The following is a 23,150-nucleotide window of genomic DNA, read 5'->3' on the forward strand; positions in this document are numbered from 1 at the left end:
CATGCAAGCGGCCTCAAACAACGTGATCCCGCGCCTGATCCGCAACGGCGACTTTGTCCTGGCGGGGGTGCTCTTCATGGTCGTCGTGATCATGATCCTGCCCGTGCCGACCTTTGTCATGGACAGCCTGCTCGCGCTCAACCTGGCATTTTCGGCGCTCGTCCTGCTGGTCATCGTTTATGTGCGCGACCCGATCAGCTTCACGGTTTTTCCCTCTATTTTGCTGATCGCGACCTTGTTCCGGCTCTCCCTCAATATCGCTACGACGCGGCTCATCCTGCTCAATGGCGACGCCGGAAAGGTCGTCGCCTCGTTTGGTGAATTTGTAGTGGGCGGAAACTACATTGTGGGCGCGGTCGTCTTTCTGATCCTGGTCATCGTCAACTTCGTCGTCATCACGAAGGGCTCCGGACGCATCGCCGAGGTGGCCGCCCGCTTCACACTGGACGCCATGCCGGGCAAGCAGATGGCTATCGATGCCGAGCTCAACGCCGGCATCATCGACGAGGCCAAGGCCACCGTGCGGCGCCAGCGCATTCAGCGCGAGAGCGACTTTTACGGCAAGATGGACGGGGCCAGCAAATTTGTTCGCGGCGACGCGGTAGCCGGTATCCTGATCACGCTGATCAACGTCGTGGCGGGAATTTCCATCGGCATGCTGCAGCGTGGCATGGAGCTGGCCGACAGCCTGCGCTGGTACTCGCTCCTGTCTATCGGGGACGGTTTGGTCTCCCAGCTCCCGGCGCTAGTCCTGTCGCTGGCAGCCGGTCTGCTGACCACGCGCGCCTCCAATAGCCAGAACCTGGGCAGCAGCATGGGGCGCCAGTTGGGCTTTTACCCTCGGGCCTTCGCGGCGATCTCAGCCATCATGCTGGTTTTCGGACTCCTGCCGGGAATGCCCCTGTTGCCTTTTTCCGTCCTGGCCGTGGCCAGCGGATTTTTCGCCGTGATGCTCAAGCGAGCGAAACTCGACGCAGTCAACTTCGAGAGCTTGCTTGACGATTCCGAGGAGTTGCTCTGGCCCGAGGACAAGCAGCTCGCGGACGCTGCCACCGGTGCCGCGCAGACTGCCCCGGGAGCAGACAAGGCCGAGGGTTCCCAGCCAGGCAGAGAGCTGACCGAGCATCTGCGGGAGGATGTCTTCGCTGTCGAACTCGGTTACTCGGCCTTGCGGCTGGCGGACAAGAACAAGGGTGGAGACTTGCTGGATAGGATCGCTGGCCTGAGACGGAGCTTTGTCCAGGAGCTGGGCGTGCTGCTTCCCACGGTCGCCGTGCGCGACAACTTCGAACTGGAGGCGAACGACTACCGCTTCCTCCTGCGCGGGCGGGCCGTAGCCCGTGGCAGCGTGGCGCCAAGCCGCTTCCTGGCGATGAACGTCTCCGGCAGTGAAGTCGAGCTGCCGGGCGAGCGCACACGCGAGCCCGTCTTCGGACTGGATGCAACCTGGGTAGATGAGGCGACCCGCGCCACCGCCGAGATGAACGGATACACCGTAGTCGATGCGGCGACGGTCCTGTGCACGCACCTTTCCGAAGTTTTCCGTAAACACGCGCACGAGCTGATCGATCGTCAGATGACGCAGTCATTGATCGACGAGCGCAAGGAAGCGCACCCGGTCCTGGTGAACGAGACGCTCTCCGGCCAGATCTCGCTCGGCACCGTGCAGGCGGTCTTGAAGCTTCTGCTGCGGGAAGGGATTTCCATCCGCCACCTGGAGCTGATCCTTGAGGCGATCTGCGACCTGGCACCGCACACACAAGCTCCGCACGAGCTGGCCGAGCACGCGCGCCGCCGTTTGGCCCCATACTTCATTCAGCGCTTTGAATATGAACCGGGCCGGATGAAAGTCATGACGCTGGAGCCCAGACTCGAACGTGACCTCTGCGCCCGTATCCAGCGTACGAAGTTTGAAGTCGGGCTCGCCCTCGACCCGTCCACCGCCCAGCACGTACTCGGGCAGTTGGAACACTTCGCATCTGAACTGACACGGGAGGGATACGAGCCGGTGCTCGTCACCATGCAGGAACTGCGCCTGGCGCTGAAAAACTTTTTCGAATCCTCGATCAGTCGGCTTGCCGTGCTCGCCTATCAGGAGATTCCGCCGGAAACCAAGCTGGAGAGCTACGGGCTGATCAGCTCAGCCGGACTCAAAATCCCCGCAGAGGAAATGCTCGCCAGCGCTTAACGCGAAAATGCCATGAGCCTTGCCCCAATAGAAGAGAACCAGAAAATCCGGTTTGTCGTGCGCAACGCCGAGGAAGCCGTCGCCCGCCTGCGGGAACGCTTCGGCGAGGAGGGCGAGGTCCTGTCGGTCAAGCAGGTCCGCTCCAGCGGACTGCGTTCGCTCCTGACAGCTCCACAGTTGGAGGTCATCGCCCGGCGCCGTCCGGCTGCACCTTCTGCACCGTCGCTGAGCCGCGCGGAGACCGGCCCCTCCGCGGAGGCCTCCGCCCTTGAGATTTCGCGTGAAGACGCCGATGGACGAGCGCGCAGGAGCGAGGGCGAAACCTCTCCCGCCATTGATCGGAAGCCCTGGATGAACGGACGCCGGAAGACGGCCAGGTCCTGCCGCCAGTTTCTGGAAGAGGCGGGCTTCGCCCCTGAGTTACTGGCCCGGCTGGAGGGGGCGCCCGAGTGGCGCAGTCTGCAAGAACTTTCGCCGGAGGAAGGGCTTCCGAAGGCGGCGGCCTGGCTGCGGCGGTATGCTGAGCGGGTGGGGCGTCCGCGCGTGCCACGCGTGCTGGCCTTTATCGGTGGAGCAGGCGCGGGAAAGACGACAGCCATCTGTAAGCTGCTCGCGCGTGATGTCTTCGAAAAGGGTATCAAGCCGCAGGTCGTGCGCCTCGAAGTGGACAAGCCGCATTTGGACAATGGCCTTAACCTCTACGCCGACATCTTCGGCGTCGAGTGTCTGCCCTCCCCGGCGGACATCGATCCCCAGGGGCAGGAGCCCGTTTATATCGATATTCCCGGCTTCGCGTTGCAATCCGAGGCCGAACAGGGGCGGATTCGAGAGGTGCTCGACGACTTTGGGATCACTGGGCGCATCTTCGTGCAAAACGCTGCCTACGGCCCTTCCGTGCACAAGCGTTTCAGCGAGGTGGGCAGACTCCTCAATGTGACGCACCAGGTTTATACACACCTGGACGAGTTGGTCTACTTTGGCGACCTGTGGACACCGCTTCTGGATATCGAGCGTCCGATCTTGTTCTTCTCCACCGGGCCCAACGTAGCGGCCGATTACGTGGATGAGCGTTTCGATTACCTTTTATCCAAAACTTTTCCCCTATGAGCAATTTTTTCCTAGTCGGTGGCCTGATCGGGTTTTGCATGAGCTTCCTCGTCGTTTTCTTTCGCAGCGGTCAGATCGATGACGCGCTCCGGGATGGGATGATCGGATGTCTCGTGATGGCCTTTTTATTTAAAAACCTCCAACGCGTCTTCATGCAGGCGTTGATAGAAGTGGCCCAGAAACGTCACAAGAGAAAGGAGCAGGTAGATGAGCAGTAAGACATATCAGAATACCGCTGGTAGCGGCCAACTGGCCCACAGTGTGACGCAGGCCTATCAGAGTAAAACCTGTTTGCCTGGCGACTCTCCCGACGCGCGTCGTTATGCAGTAGATTTCCTGCCCATCGTGCGTGAGGAGATTACCCGCGCCCGTGTTTATCTGCCCGACTTCATCGACAGCGAGGAGTTGAACGGCGTCGCCGTATGCGCCTTGATGAAGGCCTTCAAGCGCTTCAAGGCCGACGACACGGTCGAGAGCTTCGGCGGGTACGTGCGGTTGCGCGTGCGGGGCGCCATTGTGGACGAACTGCGCCGACTCGACGTCATGTCGCGTTCGGTTCGCAAAAAGAAACGTCAGTACGACGCCGCCGTCCTCCAAGTCGAGCAGCACCACGGGCGGCCCGCGACAGAGGAGGAGATCCGCGCCGAGTTATCGCTGGACCGCGAAAGCTTCAATGTCTTGCTGGACCAACTGCGGCCGGTCAGTTTCCTTTCTTTCGACCAGCCGCTGAGTGATCACTCCAATGGCGGCACCATCGGCGAGACGATCGACGACCCCAACGAGACTTCGGCGGCAGAGCGTCTGGAAAAAGACGATTTCATCAAGCTGTTACGCCAACGCCTCGATCAGATGCCCGATCTGGAGAGGAAGATCCTGCACATGTATTACTTCAAAGACTTCCGCCTGTCCGAAATCGGGGAGGCGTTCGGGCTGAGCGAATCGAGGATCTGTCAGATTCACACCAAGGCGATCCGAAGCCTGCGCGTTTACATGAACGACCTGACAAAGGCGGACCTCAAAGCTTCCTAGCGAACCCCCAACATCCCATTTGATATGATTGTCATCATCGGTTTCATCGTCGTGCTCGGCTCGATCTACACGGGCCTGTCCATCGGGGGCGGGAACGTACTGGTCCTTTGGCACATCAGCGAGTTCATCACGGTGCTGGGGATCTGCCTGGGAGTGATGATCATCGCCAGTCCGTTGTCCGTCCTCAAGGCAATCATGGTGAAGGTGCTCCAGGCTTTCAGGGGTGGTCCGGTCCCCAAGCGCGCATTCGACGACATCATGAAGATGCTCTATCAGTTCTTCATGTTGGCACGCAAAGACGGGCTCCTGGCGCTGGAAGAGCATCTGGCCAACCCGGAGGAAAGCAGTATCTGTTCAAAGTATCCGTCATTCTACAAGAACCCGCGCGCGGTTCAGTTCCTGTTCGACAACTTGCGCCCGATCGTCGATGGACGCATCAAGCCCGAGCAGGTCCAGGGAATGGTGCATGCGGAGATCGAGACCATCCGCGAAGAGCAGAAAAAACCGGTACACATTCTCCAGATGGTCGGCGACTCGTTTCCGGGCATCGGGATTTGCGCGGCGGTGCTTGGCATCATCCTGACCATGGGCAGCGTGGCCGAAGGGGCCGAGACGGTCGGTCATAAGGTGGCAGCCGCGCTTACCGGAACCTTTCTGGGAGTGCTGGGCGCCTACGGCTTTATCAACCCGCTGACGACCCTGATCGAAACCAATAACGAGACCGAACTGCGCTACTACCGCCTCATCGGCAATGGCCTCGTCGGCTTTGCCAACGGACTGGCACCGCTGATGTCGGTGGAAATGGCCCGACGCGCGCTGCTCAGCTCTGAGCGCCCGGAGGCGGACGACCTTGAGGTCCGGCTCAAGGAAATGATGAGCGCACGTTAAAGAGGATATTTCGATGGCAAAAGGTGGAGCATGGAAAGTGGCCTACGCCGACTTTATCACGGCGATGATGGCTTTGTTCATGGTGCTGTGGATACTGGGCTCCGAGCAAGATTTGCTGGAACATCTGCAAGAATACTTCCGAAATCCTCCCAGCCCCTTCGACCGCGAGTCCGGGCGCTCGCAGATAGACTTGGGAGATTACGACGGACGCGGCCAGCGGATGAATGAAGAGGCATTCTTCGACCGGGTGGACCCAGCCATCCTCAAAAGCATCGTGCGGGACTTCTATCGCGCGCTGGAGATCGATCGCGAGCTGGAGAAATCCCCGGTCGAGATTTCCCTGACCGATGACGGCCTGCGCATGAAAATATTCGACCGCGAAGAGGTCTCGCTTTTCAAACAAGGCACCGACGAGTTGACTCCCTGGGGGACGTTCCTGGTCCAGAACCTGGCCTGGCTGTTGGTTCGCTACAATTTCTCCATTGTCATCGATGGACATGTGGTCCCCGCCGACATGAAGCCCGGGCAGGAGGGCTACAGCGTTTGGGAGTTGTCCGCCGACCGGGCTAACGCGATCCGCCGGGCGCTGGACTTTTACTCCGGCGGCGATCTGAAATTTTCGCGCGTGAGCGGTTACGGAGACAGCAAACTGCCGGCGGATGGCAACCCGGATACCCGTCCGCAGCGTATTTCCCTGTCGCTCTCTTTGAACGATAATAAGCCCGAAAAAGATAACAATAAATAGTTACCAAGATGGATAGCTACCCCCTTCATTCATCGCAAAAGATCGCGGAAAAAACCTCCTCCGTGCCGGCAGAATATTCCTCCAGGTTCAAGAGCCTGGCGACTTACCTGACCGGAAAAAACAATGAAAATGAACCGCCCATGCCGCTGGCCAATGCCTGTTCTTTCGATAGCAAGAAGGATTTGGAAGTCATTGAAAAGAATGGCGTAATAGAACTCATTCGCGTGCGGTGCGCGTGCGGTGAAGTCACCGAGATTCGTTGTTCCTACGACCTGGTTCAGCAGAATGGTACGGCGGATGCTCAGATGCAGGAGCAATGAATATCGGACTCCATACCGGCGCCTATCGGCTCTATTCCCTGGAGCGCTACCAGCAAGTGCTGGCGACCAACCTGGCCAACCTCACCACGCCCGGTTACCGGCCGGAAACTTTTGTGGTGGAAGGCAAGGCGCTTGAGGCCGATATGGGGGCGAATGCCCCGCAGGCGCTGCTGCCGATGCATACGCTCACCCGCATCACCGAGGGTCCATCGCCGATGCGGGCCACGGGCAGCCCGTACGATTTCGCCCTGGAGGACGGGAGCTTTTTTGCCGTGCAGGACGGTGGCGGCAAGACCCTTTATACCCGCGACGGGGAGTTTCACATCAACGCCGACGGCTTCCTTGTGAACAAATTTGGATACAAAGTACTCGGTGACGGCGGCCCGCTCGAAATCCCGCCGGACGGGGCGGTTTTTTCCGTCTCGCGAGACGGCGCCATTACCGTCAACGACGAACTGGTCGGAAAATTAAGAGTCACCGATTTCAAGAATCCCGACGCGCTCCTGGTTCAGGGCGGAGGATTCTTCAGTGATGCCTCCGGGCAGGCCGGGGCCTTCCCGGTGGAGTACCCCTCCGTGGTCCAGGGAAGCCTGGCCGGAAGCCAGGTGCAGCCCATGCAGGAGATGGTGGGGCTCATTGATGCCGCCCGCTCCTACGAGTTGATCCAGAAGCTGATTGAAGAGGGAGACCAGCGGGCTCAGCAGGCGATCCGCACGTTCTCAGAATAACTTTACCCCCCCAAAAAAAAGGACAGACCATGTTACTCTCGTTGCACAGTTCGGCCAGTGGGATGGAGGCCCAGCAGCTCCAGCTCAACACCATTGCCAACAACCTCGCCAATGCCAACACGACGGGGTTCAAGCGCGGTAAGATCGAGTTTCAGGACATGCTCTACCAGCGCCAGCGCGAGGCCGGGAGCCAGACTGCCGACGGCGGTGTCTTGCCCTCCAACGTGGAGATGGGCAACGGCGCTCAGGTCGTGGCCACCTCCCGCGTCTTCACGCAGGGCACCATGCGTGAAACCGGTGAGCGCATGGACGTTGCCATCGACGGGCAGGGCTTCCTCGAAGTCCAGATGCCGGACGGCAGTACCGCCTACACGCGTGACGGTTCACTGAAAGTCTCCTCGGACGGCCAGATCACCAACAGCCAGGGGTACCCCATCCTCAGCGGTGCCGCCGCCATCCCGGAGGGGACGGTAGCGGTCACGATCGCGCCGACCGGAGAGGTCACGGTGACCGATGGCCAGGGTAACCAGAACCTGCTGTTCACTTTCCAACTGGTCCGCTTCAACAATCCCGGCGGACTCCGCAGCATCGGCGGGAACCTCTACGAAGAGTCGGAGGCCAGCGGCACAGCGGTGCAGGGAACACCCGCGCAGGACGGCTACGGCCGCTTGCTCCAGGGCTACGTGGAGAGCTCCAACGTCAACGTCGTCGAGGAAATGGTGAACATGATCACGGCGCAGCGGGCCTACGAAATCAATTCCAAGGCCATCCAGACTTCTGAAGAAATGATGAAAATCGTCAGCCAGTTGAAGCGATGAGATACGCCTGCCCGATTCTTGCCGCGGCGTCAGTCGTGGCACTGGCGGCTTCGGCTTACGCCGAATCCGTCGCCCCTCCGAGTCTGGCTGAGATTCTGCGTCCGCTGATCCAGCGTGAAACGCCCGCGCCGGAGCCGCCACAACCGCCGGTTGAGCCGACGAAGGCACCGGGACGCGTCATCGCGTTGGCCGATGTCGTGGAGGCATTGACCGGCGCGCTGAACCGGAACCTGTCGGAGGACGAGCGTATCGAGATGAGTAGCACCGCAGCCTGGACGCCGCTTCCCCTGGAGCCCGACGCGGCCTGGGAGCTGTCTTTAAAGAACTCGTACGCGCCCAGCTATCAGGGCCTTTGGACGGCGCACTTCGGAATCAAAATCGACGGCGAGGCCGTAGGCAACTGGCGGCTGCCGATGCAGACGACGCATACCCGCAAGGTCTGGATGGCGGGCGAAAGCCTGGGGCGCGAGGCCGTGCCCGTCTCCCCGCAGATTTACACGGTCGAGATGTTGGATGCGCGCCTGCCGGACAAGGCCATCGCCGCGTCCACTGACCTCAGCGGCTATGAGCTGGCCCGTCCGGTGTCCGTGAACCGCGTCCTGACCTGGGACGATGTGCGGGTGCGCCCGGCAATCCGGCGCGGCGATATTGTGCAGGTCAATGTCAACCACGGCGCCCTGTCCATCCGCATGCCGGCGGTAGCGCTGGAGGACGGCCAGGTCGGCGATCAGGTCCGCCTGCGCAACATCGATACCAGCCGCGAGATTTCAGGTACCGTCACAGAGTCGCAAAAAGTAAACATCCAGCTTCGGAAAAATCATGAAACTCCCTGATATCCCTACAGCTTCAGCCTTGGTTCTACTTTGCCTGCCGGTCTCCGCGATTGCTATCGACGGGCGCACGGGCTCGCTCTGGAACGCCCGCGTGGGCGCCAGGAATATGTTTGCCGACCGCATCGCCAGCAACATCGGCGACATCGTGACGGTGGTGATCGAGGAGCGGGCCGCCATATCCTCGAAGAAGGAAAGCAACGTGGACAAGAGCAGTTCGGTCAACGACGGGATCACCCGCTTCTTTTACTCGCCCGCCGTTTACCCGGCTCTGACTATGGGAGGCGAGTTGCCAGCCCTGGGGTGGGGGGCCAACCGCGAATTCTCCGGCGGCGGTTCGATCACCGATCAGCAGCGGGTGGACTCTCATATTTCCGTGGTGGTGATTGACCGCTTGCCCAACGGCGTGCTCGTGGTCGAGGGATTGCGTCGCGTCGTTCTCGCCAACGAGATCAACTACGCGGTCCTGCGCGGCCAGATTCGTCCGGATGACATTTCCCCGGATAACATGGTGAGCTCGTCGCGCATCGCCGACGCTGAGGTCGAGTTTGTCGCCGAGGGTTCGCTTACCGAGGCCCAGCGCGAGGGTTGGCTCAACCGCATCTACGATTACCTCAGCCCCTTTTAACCGATTCGTGTAACTCTCACCATGGTTAAGCGCCTGTACATCCTCCTCTTTTTGATGCTGGCTGGCACGGCTTCCGCCGGGGCCTCGCGCATCAAGGACGTCACCACGCTGCAGGGAGACCGCGAGAACCAGCTCGTCGGCTACGGGCTGGTCGTTGGGCTGGCCGGGGATGGCGACAGCCAGCAGTCCACCTTTACCGTGCAGAGCATTGCCAACATGCTCCAGCGCTTCGGAGTGTCCGTGCCCGCCGACAAACTCCGGTCCAAGAATGTGGCCGCGGTCATGATCACGGTGGACATTCCCGCCTTCGTTAAGCCGGGCGAGCGGCTCGATGTTCTCGTTTCCTCGCTCGGTGACGCCGACAGTATTTACGGCGGCACGCTCTTGCAGACACCGCTGCTGGGTGCGGATGAGCAGGTGTACGCGGTTGCGCAGGGTGCGGTGCTGGTGGGCGGTTTTTCCGTCGGTGACCAGCAGGCATCCGTCCAGCAGAATCATCCCACGGTGGGTATTATTCCCGGAGGGGCGATTGTGGAACGGGAGATTCAGACGCGCGTGCTCGATAACCAGGCGTTCACCCTTTTTCTGCAAAATCCTGACTATGTCTCAGCCGTATCGATGGCTGAAAAAATCAACACGTATTTTCCGGCTGCTGCCCGTGCGCTTTCTCCCAACGCGATTCGGGTGCAGGTGCCCGCTCAGTACCAGGGCGAGGAGATGACGTTTATCGCCTCCGTGCAGTCGATCGAAGTCGAACCGGACACGGTCGCGCGGGTGGTGGTTAACGAGCGCAGCGGGACGATCGTGGCGACGGCGGAGGTGCGCCTTTCGGAGGTCGCCATCAACCACGGCAATATCACCGTGTCGGTGGCGCGTACGCCGGTCGTCAGCCAGCCCAATGCCTTCAGCAACGGCAAGACGGTTGTCACCAGTTCCACGGACCTGAACGTAACCGAGCGTGCCGGTGGATTCCGCTATCTGGATAAAGCGCCGACCCTTCAAGACCTCACGACGGCTCTGAATTCGCTCGGCGTCAGTCCCCGCGACATGATGTCTATCCTCCAGGCCCTGAAAACCGCCGGCGCCCTCCAGGCCGAACTTATCATCGAATGAACCCTGTCACACCCAGTGTCACCGCGTCGTCCGCTCCGGCTTCTCAGCCGGGTGACGGGCCACCTGTAACCAATTTGGCCGAGGCCTCCCAGCAGTTCGAGGCCGTATTCCTGCGCCAGTTTCTCGGGGACGCGCTCAAGCCCCTGCTCTCGGCCACCCCGGAAGGCGAGGGCGGCAATGCGCACGTGTACCAGTACATGGTGACCCAAGTATTATCCGACAGTCTCGCGGAACGCGAGGTCTTCGGCTTGGCCACACTGCTCCAGCACCAGCTTTCCGGATTTGCCGAACAGGACCCATCGCCATCTAACCAGAACAACCAATGAACAATAATGAGGTATGTATCGCCGGCTGGGATGAGCTGGCAGAGTTGTTGCGTGAAGAAGTGGCTCAGTACGGGCGGCTTTTTCGGCACCTCGAAGATCAACGCGCCGCCCTGATCGCTCAGGACCCACCCGCCATTCTCGAATTAAACGTGCAACTGGAAAAACAGGCCGTCGTGCTCAACGAATTACAACAACGGCGCGGGGAGTTGGTCACTGCTTTGCGGGAGGATCTCGGGCTGTCCGGCGAGATGGGCATTATCGAGATGACCCAGGCGGCGCTCCCTGAAAACGCCCCCTTGATCGAGGAGCGGCTGCGCGAGGTCAACCGCCTGATTCGGGAGACTCGCCGCTATCTTTCTTCTAGCCGTGTGCTTTATCGTAAGGCCTGGGAAATCGGGCAGGCGGTTCTGGCTGCCGCCGGTTTCCAGCAACAGTCGCTCTCCCTCTACTCGCAAGGAGGCGTCGCCAGTGCCCCAAAGGCAGCAGCGGGGAGCTTAACCAACCAACACGCTTAAACCTATGTCGGGCCTCTTCTCCAGTTTGTCATCGACCGCAGGTGCTCTGCGCGCTCACGGACTGGCGGTTGAACTGACGGGCAAGAACATCGCCAATGTCAACAACGCCGCCTACGCGCGGCAGCGGGTCACGACAGGGGCGAATGTTTACACCGGAGGGGCATCCGTCTCCATCGAGCAGGTCCGCAACAGGTTGCTGGATGCCCAGATCGCGGCCCAGGGTGGCACCCGGGCCGGGCTGGAGGTTCGGGCGGACATCGCCTCGCAGACGTTGACGGCTCTGGGGGAATCCATCGACCGGCTCGACGATCCGCAGTTCATTGATGATGCCGCCGAGGGAGGGAACGGTATCCGTAGCGCCCTGGATGGTTTTTTCAACGCGTTCGAGGAGTGGTCGTCCAACCCCGGGGACGCCGCCCGTCGCACCCAGGTGATGGCAAGCGCCGAAACCCTCGTGGACACTTTTCACCGCGTCGATCAGCAACTTGGAGAGATCGAGAAAAACGCACGCCAGAGCGCGGCTTCGGAGGTGGAGTCGCTCAACGGGCAGCTCGCCGAAGTCCATGAGCTGAATCTGCGCATCGCCCGCGTGGAAAGCGGCGGGCGGGAAACGGCCGCGGACCTGCGTGACCGCCGACAGCAACTGCTGGAGAACCTGGCCCAGAGCGCGGGGATCCATGCGAACGAGCAGGCCAACGGGACCGTCACTCTCAGCCTGACGACCTCCGTTGGCGAGGACCGGATTCTGCTGGACGCGGCTGGCCCCCGGACTCTGAGCTACGATGCCGAGTCTGACCGTTACCAGCTTCCGGGAGGGGGGGAGGCTTTTCAGCCCGAACAGGGCAGGCTGGGGGCCCTTTCGCGTTCGCTGAAAGAAGTGACAGGCCAGGCCCGCTCGGACCTGGACGCGCTGGCCGCTTCGGTGGCGGAGCAGGTCAACACTCTGTACCATCGTCCGTATGCGGCCGCCACCGCCGGACCTCCGGCCACTGGCGAGGTTTCCGAGGCCAACTTTTTTGGCCAGCCCACGCCGCCCGGCGTTGGAACCGCGGTTACCGCCGCCTCGATCGCACTCTTTGAGCATAGCGACTCGCCGGCCTTCGAGGCCCTCAGCGCGTCCAGCCTGCGCAGCGCCACCGGTGAGAGCGGTAACGACCTCGCCCGAGCCCTCGCGGACCTGCGCGATGCCCGGCCATCGACCTTGGGCGGGAACAGCCTGGGAGACTTTCCGCGTAGCCTGGTGAGCAAGCTCGCCGTGCAGACGTCCCAGTTGCAGGATAGCCTGAATGCCCAAGGTGACATCGAAGAGCTTTTGCTGTCTCGTCGGGCGGGTGAAAGCGGTGTCTCCATGGACGAGGAGGTCGCCAACCTCGTGCAGTACCAGCAGGCCTTTCAGGCGAGTTCGCGCGTGTTCAACACCCTTTCGGAAATGCTCGATACCGTCATTAACCAGCTTAGAAGCTGACTCTCCAGCCTCTCTTGCCCATGAGAATATCTTACAACCAGAACAATAACCAACTGATCGGCCAGCTCAGCCGGCTCAATCAGGAGCAGAACCGTTTACAGATTCAGCTCAGCAGTGGTCAGCGCATCCAGAGCGCAGCTGAGGCGCCCGCCACAGCCGACCGGGTGATGGGCATTTCCAGCCGCAAGGGACAGTTGCAGGCCTTATCCAATAACTTGAACCAAGCCCGCGGTGTCGCAGAGGGAGCTTTGTTCGCGATGGAGCAGCTCAAGTCCGTGGCGGACAAGGCTATCGGCAGCTTGCAACGCATGGCCGAAATGACGGACGCCACCGAACTGGCGGGCCAGGCTTCGCAGATGGACCAACTGCTTGAGCAGGCTATTCCTCTCGGCAATACCGATGTCGATGGCCAGTATGTTTTCGGCGGCGGGCACGCGTCCGTACCACCTTACACGGTGGTACGTTATCAGGCGGGTGACGTGCTTGTGGACGCGACTCAACCAGTGGACCCGGCCACCGGGCTGCCACCAGCGCAGTCGGGGCCCGTTACCGTGCCGGACGAACTGGTGGGGCGGATCGCCTTTGTGCGTTTCACCGGCACCGCGCAGGCCGGGCAGGAACTGACCTACCGGGTGGGGGAACGCTCGGAGCTTTCACCTTTTCCAGACGTGACCGCCAGCCAGGAGCAGGCGGCGTATTTTAATCGGATGATTGCCGCCCGCGACGCCGGCTTTCAGGAAGACCACGCGGCACTGGAAGGCATGGCCGACAGCCTTGACGATGGGCAGGAGGCGCTGAACCTCGGCATGCTCGAAACCGGCACGCTTATCAACGGGATCGAAACGCTCGAAGGCATCAACGCGAGCCGTTTTCAGCAACTGGAGGATACCGTCTCAAAGGAACTCGATATCGACCTGGCGGAGACAATCGTCCGCTTTCGAAACAGCCAGAGCGCCTATGAGGCGGCTCTCAGTTCCAGCTCACGGATCATGGGTCTTTCGCTGCTTGATTATCTGCGCTAAATATTTTGTCCCCGCAACCGTAGAAACCGACGATGGACTCTCTCTCATCGACGCAAATCGCCGATTTTCTCAATCCGCTGGCATTTGCCCGGACGCGGGAGAACCGTGTCGGACAGTCGAAACTGGGAGAAGAGACCGGCACGATCCGCAGTCCGGATATCGAGGCTTCGTATCGGCTGGTTACCGGGGCCTCCACGCGTCTCGAAACGCTTGAGGGGAATCTGTTCACCATGCTGGAGCTGGCGGGAAAGGGCGCGTCCGCCCGTACCGAACGCGCGCGGCAGGATATCTACGGGCAATTGCGCAGCCTGGGCGCGGGCTTCGACCAGGTGGTGGAAGCGATCCGGTTCAATGACCGGGCGGTGTTCACCGGCGACCCCATCTCTCTGAGCCTGGGGGAGGGTTTTTCAGATATCCAGCTCAATCCCGACAAGCTCCTGACGTACGGCGAGGACTCGCTGAACCTTTCCCAGACCCGGGTCGGGGCCGAAGTCGCGGTTAGCTACGGGCTGGAGGACGCGATCGTCAACCAGGCCTATGACATCGTCGGTCTGGACATCGAAAGCGCCGCTTTCCTGCCCGGCGGAAATCCCGCTCTGGAATTGGAGAGCGGCGCCTACAAGCTCGGCATCACCTATCAGGGGGCGAACTCCAGTGTCGAGTTGCGCGACCTCGAAGGGAACCTGATCGAAAAGCAGGACGGGGTGGACCTCTCCGGTGACGGGCGGGAGTGGGTGGATTTTGACGCGGGCATACGCCTTTCCTTTGAAAAATTCAACCTCTTCGCCACCTACGATAAATACGATTACGAGCGCAACGGGCCGGCGAAGCTTTCGGCGACGCTCAACTACCGGCGCATCGACGAGTACATCCTGCGCACCGGCGATGAACCGCCTGAAGACTCGGTTACTATGTCCTTTCCGGGCAGAATCCGAATCGGCAGCACCAGCCTGGAGGCGCTCGCCCCGCACATGAACCCGATCGCCACCGGGGTCACGGCTGCCGAGGGCGGACGCTACACCGTGGAGGTGGACTACAACGGTGCGCAGTCGCGGGTGCGCCTCAAGGACGAACTGGGTCGATTGCAGAGATACCTCTTCGATGTGGACCTTTCAGCCGAGGGCACGACTGAGGTCGATTTCGGCAACGGCCTGGCCTTCGACTGGAAGAACACGGGCTTTGGCGATCAGAAGGCGAGCTTGACCGCTTTCCTCGATTACCGGCTGGCGAAGCCCCCGGTGGAAGAGTTTGATTTCAAGGCCTACGCCGATCAGTTGGCGGACGCGATCGAGATTATTCAGGCGCAGCGCGAGATGATTGATACCGCCAAGGCGCAGATCGAGCAAAGCTACAGCTCCCGTAATTCGGGTGGGGCCGGAGGGCAGGTGCTTCCGCTTAATCTATCGGGGATTTCGACTATCCTCGGGGGGGCGAGCGCCGATAGCTTTTTTGCCTCCACCACTTCTCAGGCGCGACTCGGCGTTATCAGCGATCAGATTTTTAGCGCGGCCTCCGCCTTCGCCGTGCAGCGCGGGCTCGATGAGTCCACACTCGCGCAGTTGGAAAATTCCGCGGCCAATGGCAGGTGGTTCGCAAGCGGCTGAGATCACTCATGGGACAGGAAAATTCGCAACGTGCTTCTATGATTTACCGCCGCCATCAGGCCGACAAGCCCGAGGCCCGTAAAAAGCGTTTGTTGCGTCTGTACGCATTAGCCATCCGTGCGGCTGAGGAACATCGGTGCGACGACTTGGTGCATTGCCTGGATATTCTACGGGCGGGGCTGAACCCAATCGCCGGGCTCGACCTGGCGCTCAGCCTGCACGAATTATACGGCGATATCGAGCGCGCCGCCCGGTCCGGTCAATATGCGGAAGCGGCGCATAGCCTGGAATCGCTCAAGGGTCTCTGGGATGCTCGTGCCCGCCTGGACCATGCCCTGATCGCTCCCCATCGCGGCGAATAGCGTGCAGGGACGCGCGAAAGCTCTCATCCCAATTACGGGATGAATAGAGCTGTGCACCATAACAGATGCGCCTTCATGCCGGCAGGTTTGCGGCAGACGATTCGCTGACGCATCCAGCCGGGTCACGGTGATGCTGCCCCTTCTTAAGCAACGCCTGAGCGCTGGAAGGGCGAACTAATGAGGAATGTTTGATTACCCTGATGACTAGCCGAGCAACTGAAGCACCTGCTGGGACTGCTGAGAGGCCAGCGAGAGCGTCTGCGTGGCGAGTTGGTTGGAGGTTTGCAGGGCAAGCAGGTTGGCACCTTCCTCGTTGAGGTCGGCGAGCGTCAGCTTGTCCGCGCCTTCTTCGAGGGTGTTAATGAGCTCGTTGGCGAAGTCTTCGCGGGTACTGATCGTAGCGAGGTTTTGGGTCAGGTCGGTGGCCTGTGCCTTGAGCGCCGCGTCAAAGGCCTCAATCTCTTCGGTCAGCCTTGTGAGCGTGGCCATGTAGTCGTCGTCGCCCCAGTCGATCATGCCGTCCCCGCCACCAGCTTTCGCCCCCTTGATGCCGAAGATGGCACCCTGGGTGTCCTCAATAGCGATCGCGAAACCTTCCGACGCGCTACTTGCGGAGTTGGCGGCTGTGCCGATGACGGCCGAGTTGGTGTCGCCACCGAGTTCGGTGTAACCCGTTCCGCCGGTGAGGGCGACAGAGGTGTTCCCGGCGGAGGTCGCGGTGTAGCCCGAGGCGGAAACCGCCGCGGTGGAGTTGACGGTAACGCTCGCGGTCAGGTTATTGGAAGCGATTTCCCCATTACTGTCGAGACGTCCACGCCCGTCGGTGCCGGCGCCCTGAAGGTTGAAGCCCTTCACCTTCAGCTCGGAGTCACCGTAGTGGACACCGAACTGCACCGTCTGCACGGCGTTACGCTCCAGCAGGTTAATGCCCTGGTAGCCGGAGTCCTTGGCGATTTCGCTGACCTGGACGAGCAATTCGTTGAACTGCTGCCCCAGGCCTTCGCGTGAGCTTGCATCGGAGTCACCGAGCGCATTGTTGACCACCCCCCGCATCGAGCTGATGAAGCTGCGGATGGTGCTGATGCCGTTGTCAGCGGCCTTGATCTGTTGCACCGCCTGTCCAAGCCCGTCGAGTCGGGAACTCAGGGCCGAGGCCCGGTCTTGGAGGTTCACAGCTGCGAAAAAGTTGGTGGGGTTCTCGACCGCGCTGTTGACTTTCTTACCGGTCGAGAGGCGGTCGGCGGTACGCTCGAACAGTTTTGAGGAGTGCTGCAGTCGATTCAGGTTGGCCCGAATGCCGGCACTTAGGGATATCTCTGCCATTGCTTATCCTGTGTTGAGATTATCGGTGGGTATGGGGAAATCAGGCCGGAGGAATTTTTTGCCTACCTGTGGCCTGTTTTGTTGTTTCACCCCCTTCTAATCAAAAATCGTGCCAGAGATAAAAAAAAGGGCCGGTTGCCCGGCCCTTGCATGTGGGTTGAGTGTGAAATCAGCTTTTTTAGCCGACCAGAGACAGCACGGTCTGGGACTGCTGCGAGGCCAGCGAGAGCGAGGTCGTCGCGAGCTGGTTGGAGGTCTGCAGGGCGAGCAGGTTGGCACCTTCGGCGTTGAGGTCTGCCAGGGTCAGCTTGTCCGCGCCTTCTTCCAGCGTGTTGATCATCTCATTGGAGAAGTCTTCGCGCGCGGTGATCGTGGCGAGGTTCTGGGCGAGGTCGCTGGCCTGGCTCTTGAGCGCTGCGTCGAACTGCTCGAGGTCCTTGGTCAGGCCGGCCAGGGAGCTCTGGTAATCATCGCCACCCCAGTCGATCATGCCGTCGCCGCCGCCGGACTTGGCGCCCTTGATGCCGCTGATGTTGCCGTCCTGGTCTTCGATCGCGATGGCGTAGCCTTCGGACACCGTGGTGTTGGTGTTCTGGGCGGTGCCAATCTCGGCCGATTCGGTCGCAGCCAGTGCGCTGTAACCGCTCGCTCCGTTGAAGGAGACGGTCGTGTTCCCGGCGGAGGTCGCGGTGTAGCCGCTGGCCGAAACCGAGCTGGTGGAGTTGACCGTGACGCTCGCGGTCAGGTTGTTGGAGGCGATTTCGCCGTTGGTGTCGAGGCGTCCGCGCCCGTCGGTGCCGGCACCCTGGAGGTTGAACCCTTTGACCTGCAGGACGGAGTCGTCGTGGTTTTCGCCGAACTGTACGGTCTGGGTTTCATTACGCTCCAGCAGGTTGATGCCCTGGTAGCCGGAGTCCTTGGCGATTTCACTGGTCTGCACCAGCAGTTCGTTGAACTGTTTGCCGAGGTCGTCGCGGGCGCTGGCATCGGTGTTGCCAATCGCGTTGTTGACCACACCCTTCATCGAGCTGACGAAGCTGCGGATGGTCGAGATACCGTTGTCGGCGGCTTTGATCGACTGGACCGCCTGGCCCAAGCCGTCGAGGCGCGCGTTCAAGCTGCTGGCCCGGTCCTGAAGATTGACCGAGGCGAAGAAGTTGGTCGGGTTATCGATAGCAGAGTTAACGCGCTTGCCGGAAGCGAGGCGGTCAGCCGTGCGGTCGAACAGTTTGGAGCTCTGTTGCAGACGGGTAAGATTCGAACGAATCCCCGCGGTGATTGAGATTTCTGACATGGTGATACCTTTCTGGTTTTTTGTTGATGCCGGCTGAATTCTTCGGCCGACACATCCCTCTACGACGGGCGTTCAGGAGGCTTTAGAACGAATGCGGAAAGCCCGAAAAAAGTTTTTGGCATGGGAATTGATTAGTAGGGCCATGCAGATGATTAAACGCGAAGAGAGGCAAAATTTTCCGGAAGACTCGGCAGTGTCTGCCGATGCGGAGAACACTTATGCCGCTGTGACCGGCCTGCAGCGGAGGATCACACACGAGTCTCTCGATCACGTCGCCTTCGCGGAACTCGGCGAGGCTTGGCAGCAGGCCGGCCACCTGGGCGAAGCTATCGTAGCCTTCGAGCGCGCTTTGCAGTTGAAGGAGTACTCCGTCCAGCGGAAGCTCTCGGACGGAGCGGCCAGACTCATGGACCTTGAAGCAGCCGCGCGCACTCCCGGTCAGGTTTTGACGCTTGGTGGCTATGCGTTCCCGAGGCTCCTGATCCACCATACAGGCGGGCTCATCCTCGAAGGTCGAAGTGCTGACGGACAGGCCTTGCTCAAACTTTATTTGAATCCCGAAGGTCGCGAAACAGTTACTCGCGAGGCCAGGACTCTGAAAATCCTCAACCGTGCGGAGGTCCTGGCGGCCCCTCGGCTGTTAGCCGTGGGAGAAGTTTCCGGCACGCAGTTGCCGGACACCCTCGACGAGGCCTGCCGGGCAATCCTGCGGACGGCAGGTACGGAAAAGTTTTCCTTTCTTATCCACAGCTTCCAGAAACAGGACGCGGGCTGGAACTTCGCGGATGTTGCCCTGGCGATGCTCGAACTACGCGCTTGCGGAATTATCAATCCCGGCCTTACCGCCGCCGATATCCGCTACGATGCGGAGGCCGGTGTTTGCGGCTTTGCGGGATTCGCCGGCGCGCAGCAGGCTCCGGAGCAACTTCGCTCACTGCCTGCCCGGGAATTTTTCCGCGAGCTGGCCCGGCAAGCTTCGGAGTGCTCACAGGAAAGTTTCAGTGCCACCCTGCAAGGCATCGAGCAGGACGGACGATGGGCGGAATATTTTGCCGCCGACGCCCTCGACCTGTTTCGCACCCATGCTTTCGTCCCGCAATGGACGACGGGCTGCCCGCGCCGGGTTTATCATACGGTGACCGAGCGGGACGTGGCCATTACCGGCGGGCGCGAGCTGTCAGTGGAGCGGCGGGCGCTGCTTGAGCAGATCGCATTTGAGCCGGACGAAAGCGTATTGGACGCGGGCTGTGCCGGTGGCCAGATCAGCGTTTGGCTGGCGCGTCGGGGGTGTCGTGTCGTGGCCGCTGATGTGGACCGCCGGCTGATGCACGGCTGCCAGATGGTCGCAAACATCACCGGACTCGATGTTACGTATCTCGAAGTCGATTTTGACTACGACGAGGTGCCGGGGGCGTTCCGGACCACGTTCGCCCTGGGGCTGCTGCCACATCTGCGCCGGCGTGAAGAGGCCTGTGCTAAATTGGCTGCCGCCACCACGCACCGGCTGATCGTCGAGGCCGCTTTGGCTGAAGACGGCTACAAGTGGGTCAATCAAGGCTTCGTGAAACTGGAGCCGTGGGCGTTCCCGGACACGGAAGCACTGGTGGACGAACTGGAGCGGCTGTTTCCCGGCTTCACTCATGAGCGAACCCTCGGGATGTGCGACGAGGATCGCTACCTCTTGGAATTTAAACGCAAAAGCACAAAGGAGGGCGACGGATGTTAGTGGCGAAACCGGATCTTTTCGAAGAAGCGCGGCTCTTGCACCAGAGCGGCGATATCGCTGGTGCTATCGCCGGCTACCGGCAACTGCTGGCGAACCAGGCGCATCCGCACGCGCCGTATTTGCTGGGTGTAGCTTTGATCCAAAGCGGTCAGGAGGCCGAAGCGCTGGAACCTTTGGAAACAATGCGGCGGCAGCGTCCCGGTCATGCCCCGACCTGGTGCGCTCTGGGCGAAGCCTTGGGGGGGCTCGAGCGGTACGAAGAATCGCACGTCGCCTATGCGCACGCGCTTCAGCTCGATGCGAACTCCCTTCCTGCCGCCCGCGGTAGCGCCGCTATCCTTGAGCTTGAGGGCGATTGGGAAGCGCTCGCGGTCTTCGCCGACGAGGCGGCGGACAAGCACCCGGACGACGCGGAGATCCTCCGCTTCCGCATCCGCGCGCTCAAGGAAATGAACCGCGCGCCCGAGGCGATGCTGCTGTGCGTGCGATTCCTCGTCGAATATCCGGGGCAGGCGGACGCTCTCCGCTATTTTGAAGACCTCTTTCATCTCATCCGTACGCCGGGCGACGATTTGCTCGCGCTCATGGATACACTGCCGGACGCGCGCGGACAGACCCTCTACATCCGCGCCCTCGCGCGGCGAAAAGACCCCGCCGGAGCCATCGCCGCGTTCCAGCGGCTGGGCCGGCTCCACCCGACACAGACGCTTCTCAAAGCGGAGAACCTGGGCTTCATCCTTCAAGGAGAGGACTTGGCCGGAGCGGCTGAGCCGTTCTTGCGGGCCGAGGCCGAGAAGGCCCCGCTCGACGATGCCCGTCTGCGCCGCTTGATCGAGAACCTGCTCCTGCAGGCCAAGAACGAAACCCCGCGCAAGTTCGACGAAGCCCGCGATCTGGCGCGTATCCTTCTTCAGCGTAATCCGGACGACCCCGATGCCCTGACCACGATGGGCAACGTGCTTATGGGCGCGTCCCGGCCCCAGTTGGCCCTGCCGTATTACGACAGGCTCATTGAAAAAAATCCCGATCACCCGTTGCGCGCGTCCCGCCTGTTCAGCCTCAACTATGACGACGCTCGCAGCCCCGAGGAAATCTTCGAGGCGCACCGCAGTTGGGGCGAGCGATTTGAGGAGGCGAACCCCGTGATGGACGAGCCGTTCGAAAATGACCGCGACCCGGAGCGGCGGTTGCGAATCGCCTACCTTTCGCCGGACCTGGGATACCATCCGGTCGGCACCTTTTTCATCAACATCTTCCCTCAGCACGATTCCGCAGCGGTGGAAGTTTTCCTGTACTCCAACCGGTACGCGCAGGACGGGGACGATCCCCGCTCGCAGGAGTTTCGTCGGATCGCGGGTGAGGACCACTGGCTGTGGACGCGGGGCCTCTCAGCCGAGCGTCTGGCCCGCCGTATCCGGCGTGACCGTATAGATATTCTTATTGATCTGGCCGGGCACACCTCGCACTCGCGGCTGGACGTGCTGGCCCGCCGGGCCGCGCCCGTTCAGGTCTCGTGGCTCGGTTATGCGAACACGACCGGCTTGACCCGCGTGGACTACCGCTTCTCCGACGCCATCGTCGAGCCCCCGGGTGAGGCGGACCAGCGCAGCACGGAGGAAATCTACCGACTGCCCAACGGCTTTCACGTCTTTGCACTACCCGCGCACACGCCCGAGGTTGCGTCGCCGCCTTGCCTGAAACGGGGCTACGTAACCTTCGGCACTTACAACAATATGAATAAGCTGGGCGCGGCCAGCGTGGAGCTGTGGGCGCGGCTGTTGAAGAAAACGCCCGGCTCGCGCATCCTGATCAAGCACTCGACCCTGGCCGTCCTGGACAACCGCGAGTCTCTGCGCTCTCTTTTCGCCATGCATGGGATCCAGGCCTGGCGCGTCGATCTGCGAGAGACCACCGCCGGCCATCAGGAACACTTGCGCTCCTATGAGGAGATCGACATCGCCCTTGACCCGCTCTCTTACAACGGCACGACCACGACCTGCGACGCGCTGACGATGGGCGTTCCGGTACTGACCTTGCCCGGTCGTACGCATGCCTCGCGCGTGTCGGCCAGCCTGATGCACCGCGTCGGTCTCGACGGGTGGGTGGCACGCGATGAGGAGCACTTTATCGAGATCGGGGCCCTTGCTGCGCAAAACCCCGAGGCTCTTGCTCAGTTGCGGCAGGACTTGCGAGCCCGGTTCCTGGCCTCCCCGCTGAGCGACGGAGCCTCGATGGCGCGGGACCTCGAATTTGCTTACCGCCGGATGTGGCGTCGCTGGTGCGAGGCTGTATCCACGGACCCTCACACCCCTAAAGCTGATAAATTATGACAACCGATAATAACACTGTCAGCGGGTTACCCGCTGAAGCCGTAGAAGCTTACGAGCAAGGTCTGGCCCTGGCCCGCGCCAGCGGCGATGCCCGCAAGATCGAGGAAGCCGCCGCACTCTTTCTCAAGGCGGCCGAAGCGGGTCACCCCATGGCCCAGTGCAACCTGGGATTCCTCCACACCATTGGCGACGGCGTGCCCGTCGATCATGCCAAGGCCGCCGGCTATTTCCTGGCTGCCGCCCAGCAGGGGCTGCCACAGGCGATGTTTAACCTGGCGCGTTTTTATGTCGCCGGCAGCGGTGTCAAAAAGGACTTGCCCACGGCGCTGGGGCTCTACCGCAAGGCGGCTCAGATGGGCCACCCGGACGCGCTCTATAATCTCGGCATTTTCCACTACAGCGGCGACTGCGGAGCGGAGCAGGACCATGCGGTGGCGGCGGTATTTTTTGAAAACGCGGCCAATGCCGGGCATATAAAATCCTGCTACAGCCTCGGCGTGTGCTATAGTCTCGGCCACGGCGTGGAACAAGACGAGGTTCAGGCGGTTGCGTGGTACGAAAAAGCCGCCGCTGGCGGCGAGGTGAATGCCGCCTTCAACCTCGGCCTTTACTATTACTACGGCCAGGGCGGGTTACCCGAAGACCGTGATCGGGCACAGGAACTTTTTGCCGCCGCCGCCGCGCATGGCCATCTCAAGGCTGAGGCGGCGCTGGCCTCGCTCGCCGCCGAGAAAGAAGCTGCTGAAGCTCAATACGACGTCGTCCTCTAGTTTAACCGCCGAACATGTC

23 protein-coding genes are annotated in these 23,150 nt (G+C 61.2%); 21 read left to right on the top strand and 2 right to left on the bottom strand.

Annotated features, from left to right (window positions below):
- The first annotated feature begins 1 nt into the window (after position 1).
- From flhA to H5P28_RS12300, 18 genes are read left to right on the top strand one after another with little or no spacing between them, the layout of a single operon-like run.
- Entirely contained in the window at positions 2-2,188 is a 2,187-nt protein-coding gene (flhA, locus tag H5P28_RS12215) for a flagellar biosynthesis protein FlhA (RefSeq protein WP_185675988.1), read from the top strand.
- A gap of 12 nt (positions 2,189-2,200) precedes the next feature.
- Entirely contained in the window at positions 2,201-3,295 is a 1,095-nt protein-coding gene (locus tag H5P28_RS12220; protein WP_185675989.1) for a hypothetical protein, read from the top strand.
- Positions 3,292-3,513, top strand: a complete 222-nt coding sequence (locus H5P28_RS12225; RefSeq protein ID WP_185675990.1) for a hypothetical protein — start codon at positions 3,292-3,294, stop codon at positions 3,511-3,513. Before H5P28_RS12220 ends, H5P28_RS12225 begins: the two co-directional genes overlap by 4 nt.
- Positions 3,503-4,324 (top strand): sigma-70 family RNA polymerase sigma factor, encoded by an 822-nt coding sequence (locus H5P28_RS12230; RefSeq protein WP_185675991.1) that lies wholly within the window; start codon positions 3,503-3,505, stop codon positions 4,322-4,324. The genes H5P28_RS12225 and H5P28_RS12230 overlap by 11 nt, the downstream gene beginning before the upstream one ends.
- A 24-nt stretch (positions 4,325-4,348) precedes the next feature.
- Positions 4,349-5,212 carry a motility-associated protein gene (locus tag H5P28_RS12235; RefSeq protein WP_185675992.1) on the top strand — a complete coding sequence of 288 codons (864 nt, stop codon included), beginning with the start codon at positions 4,349-4,351 and terminating at the stop codon, positions 5,210-5,212.
- Between the two features lie 13 nt (positions 5,213-5,225).
- Complete coding sequence (locus tag H5P28_RS12240) at positions 5,226-5,957, top strand: flagellar motor protein MotB (RefSeq protein ID WP_185675993.1); 732 nt, start codon at positions 5,226-5,228, stop codon at positions 5,955-5,957.
- Positions 5,958-5,965: 8 nt separating this feature from the next.
- Complete coding sequence (locus H5P28_RS12245) at positions 5,966-6,277, top strand: hypothetical protein (protein WP_185675994.1); 312 nt, start codon at positions 5,966-5,968, stop codon at positions 6,275-6,277.
- Entirely contained in the window at positions 6,274-7,005 is a 732-nt protein-coding gene (locus H5P28_RS12250; RefSeq protein ID WP_185675995.1) for a flagellar hook-basal body protein, read from the top strand. Before H5P28_RS12245 ends, H5P28_RS12250 begins: the two co-directional genes overlap by 4 nt.
- Positions 7,006-7,034: 29 nt before the next feature.
- On the top strand, positions 7,035-7,823 hold the full coding sequence (gene flgG / locus H5P28_RS12255; RefSeq protein ID WP_185675996.1) for a flagellar basal-body rod protein FlgG: 789 nt from the start codon (positions 7,035-7,037) through the stop codon (positions 7,821-7,823).
- Positions 7,820-8,656 (top strand): flagellar basal body P-ring formation chaperone FlgA, encoded by an 837-nt coding sequence (gene flgA, locus H5P28_RS12260; RefSeq protein WP_185675997.1) that lies wholly within the window; start codon positions 7,820-7,822, stop codon positions 8,654-8,656. The genes flgG and flgA overlap by 4 nt, the downstream gene beginning before the upstream one ends.
- Positions 8,643-9,281 (top strand): flagellar basal body L-ring protein FlgH, encoded by a 639-nt coding sequence (locus H5P28_RS12265; RefSeq protein WP_185675998.1) that lies wholly within the window; start codon positions 8,643-8,645, stop codon positions 9,279-9,281. Before flgA ends, H5P28_RS12265 begins: the two co-directional genes overlap by 14 nt.
- Before the next feature lie 21 nt (positions 9,282-9,302).
- Positions 9,303-10,394 (top strand): flagellar basal body P-ring protein FlgI, encoded by a 1,092-nt coding sequence (locus H5P28_RS12270; RefSeq protein ID WP_185675999.1) that lies wholly within the window; start codon positions 9,303-9,305, stop codon positions 10,392-10,394.
- Positions 10,391-10,720: a hypothetical protein gene (locus H5P28_RS12275; RefSeq protein WP_185676000.1), complete on the top strand. Its 330-nt coding sequence runs from the start codon at positions 10,391-10,393 to the stop codon at positions 10,718-10,720. Before H5P28_RS12270 ends, H5P28_RS12275 begins: the two co-directional genes overlap by 4 nt.
- On the top strand, positions 10,717-11,235 hold the full coding sequence (flgN, locus tag H5P28_RS12280) for a flagellar export chaperone FlgN (RefSeq protein ID WP_185676001.1): 519 nt from the start codon (positions 10,717-10,719) through the stop codon (positions 11,233-11,235). Before H5P28_RS12275 ends, flgN begins: the two co-directional genes overlap by 4 nt.
- A 4-nt stretch (positions 11,236-11,239) precedes the next feature.
- Positions 11,240-12,700 carry a flagellar hook-associated protein FlgK gene (flgK, locus tag H5P28_RS12285; RefSeq protein WP_185676002.1) on the top strand — a complete coding sequence of 487 codons (1,461 nt, stop codon included), beginning with the start codon at positions 11,240-11,242 and terminating at the stop codon, positions 12,698-12,700.
- 20 nt (positions 12,701-12,720) lie between these two features.
- Positions 12,721-13,722, top strand: coding sequence for a flagellin N-terminal helical domain-containing protein (locus H5P28_RS12290; RefSeq protein ID WP_185676003.1), 1,002 nt, complete (start codon positions 12,721-12,723; stop codon positions 13,720-13,722).
- 32 nt (positions 13,723-13,754) lie between these two features.
- Entirely contained in the window at positions 13,755-15,326 is a 1,572-nt protein-coding gene (locus H5P28_RS12295; RefSeq protein ID WP_185676004.1) for a hypothetical protein, read from the top strand.
- 38 nt (positions 15,327-15,364) lie between these two features.
- Positions 15,365-15,688 (top strand): hypothetical protein, encoded by a 324-nt coding sequence (locus tag H5P28_RS12300; RefSeq protein ID WP_185676005.1) that lies wholly within the window; start codon positions 15,365-15,367, stop codon positions 15,686-15,688.
- Positions 15,689-15,892: 204 nt separating this feature from the next.
- On the opposite strand, the gene H5P28_RS12305 is transcribed toward H5P28_RS12300, so the two are convergent.
- Positions 15,893-17,011 (bottom strand): flagellin, encoded by a 1,119-nt coding sequence (locus H5P28_RS12305; RefSeq protein WP_185676006.1) that lies wholly within the window; start codon positions 17,009-17,011, stop codon positions 15,893-15,895.
- A 178-nt stretch (positions 17,012-17,189) separates the two neighbouring features.
- Positions 17,190-18,305 (bottom strand): flagellin, encoded by a 1,116-nt coding sequence (locus H5P28_RS12310; RefSeq protein ID WP_185676007.1) that lies wholly within the window; start codon positions 18,303-18,305, stop codon positions 17,190-17,192.
- 148 nt (positions 18,306-18,453) lie between these two features.
- Between H5P28_RS12310 and H5P28_RS12315 the strand changes: the two genes are divergently transcribed.
- Genes H5P28_RS12315 through H5P28_RS12325 form a run of 3 tightly spaced genes read left to right on the top strand, consistent with a single transcriptional unit; the run spans position 18,454 to position 23,131 of the window.
- Positions 18,454-20,031 carry a methyltransferase domain-containing protein gene (locus tag H5P28_RS12315; protein WP_185676008.1) on the top strand — a complete coding sequence of 526 codons (1,578 nt, stop codon included), beginning with the start codon at positions 18,454-18,456 and terminating at the stop codon, positions 20,029-20,031.
- The gene (locus H5P28_RS12320; RefSeq protein WP_185676009.1) at positions 20,025-22,361 is read left to right on the top strand and encodes a tetratricopeptide repeat protein; all 2,337 of its coding nucleotides are present in this window, start codon (positions 20,025-20,027) and stop codon (positions 22,359-22,361) included. The genes H5P28_RS12315 and H5P28_RS12320 overlap by 7 nt, the downstream gene beginning before the upstream one ends.
- Complete coding sequence (locus H5P28_RS12325) at positions 22,358-23,131, top strand: tetratricopeptide repeat protein (protein WP_185676010.1); 774 nt, start codon at positions 22,358-22,360, stop codon at positions 23,129-23,131. Before H5P28_RS12320 ends, H5P28_RS12325 begins: the two co-directional genes overlap by 4 nt.
- Positions 23,132-23,150 lie beyond the last annotated feature (19 nt).

This window comes from Ruficoccus amylovorans (assembly GCF_014230085.1).
Lineage (GTDB): Bacteria > Verrucomicrobiota > Verrucomicrobiia > Opitutales > Cerasicoccaceae > Ruficoccus > Ruficoccus amylovorans.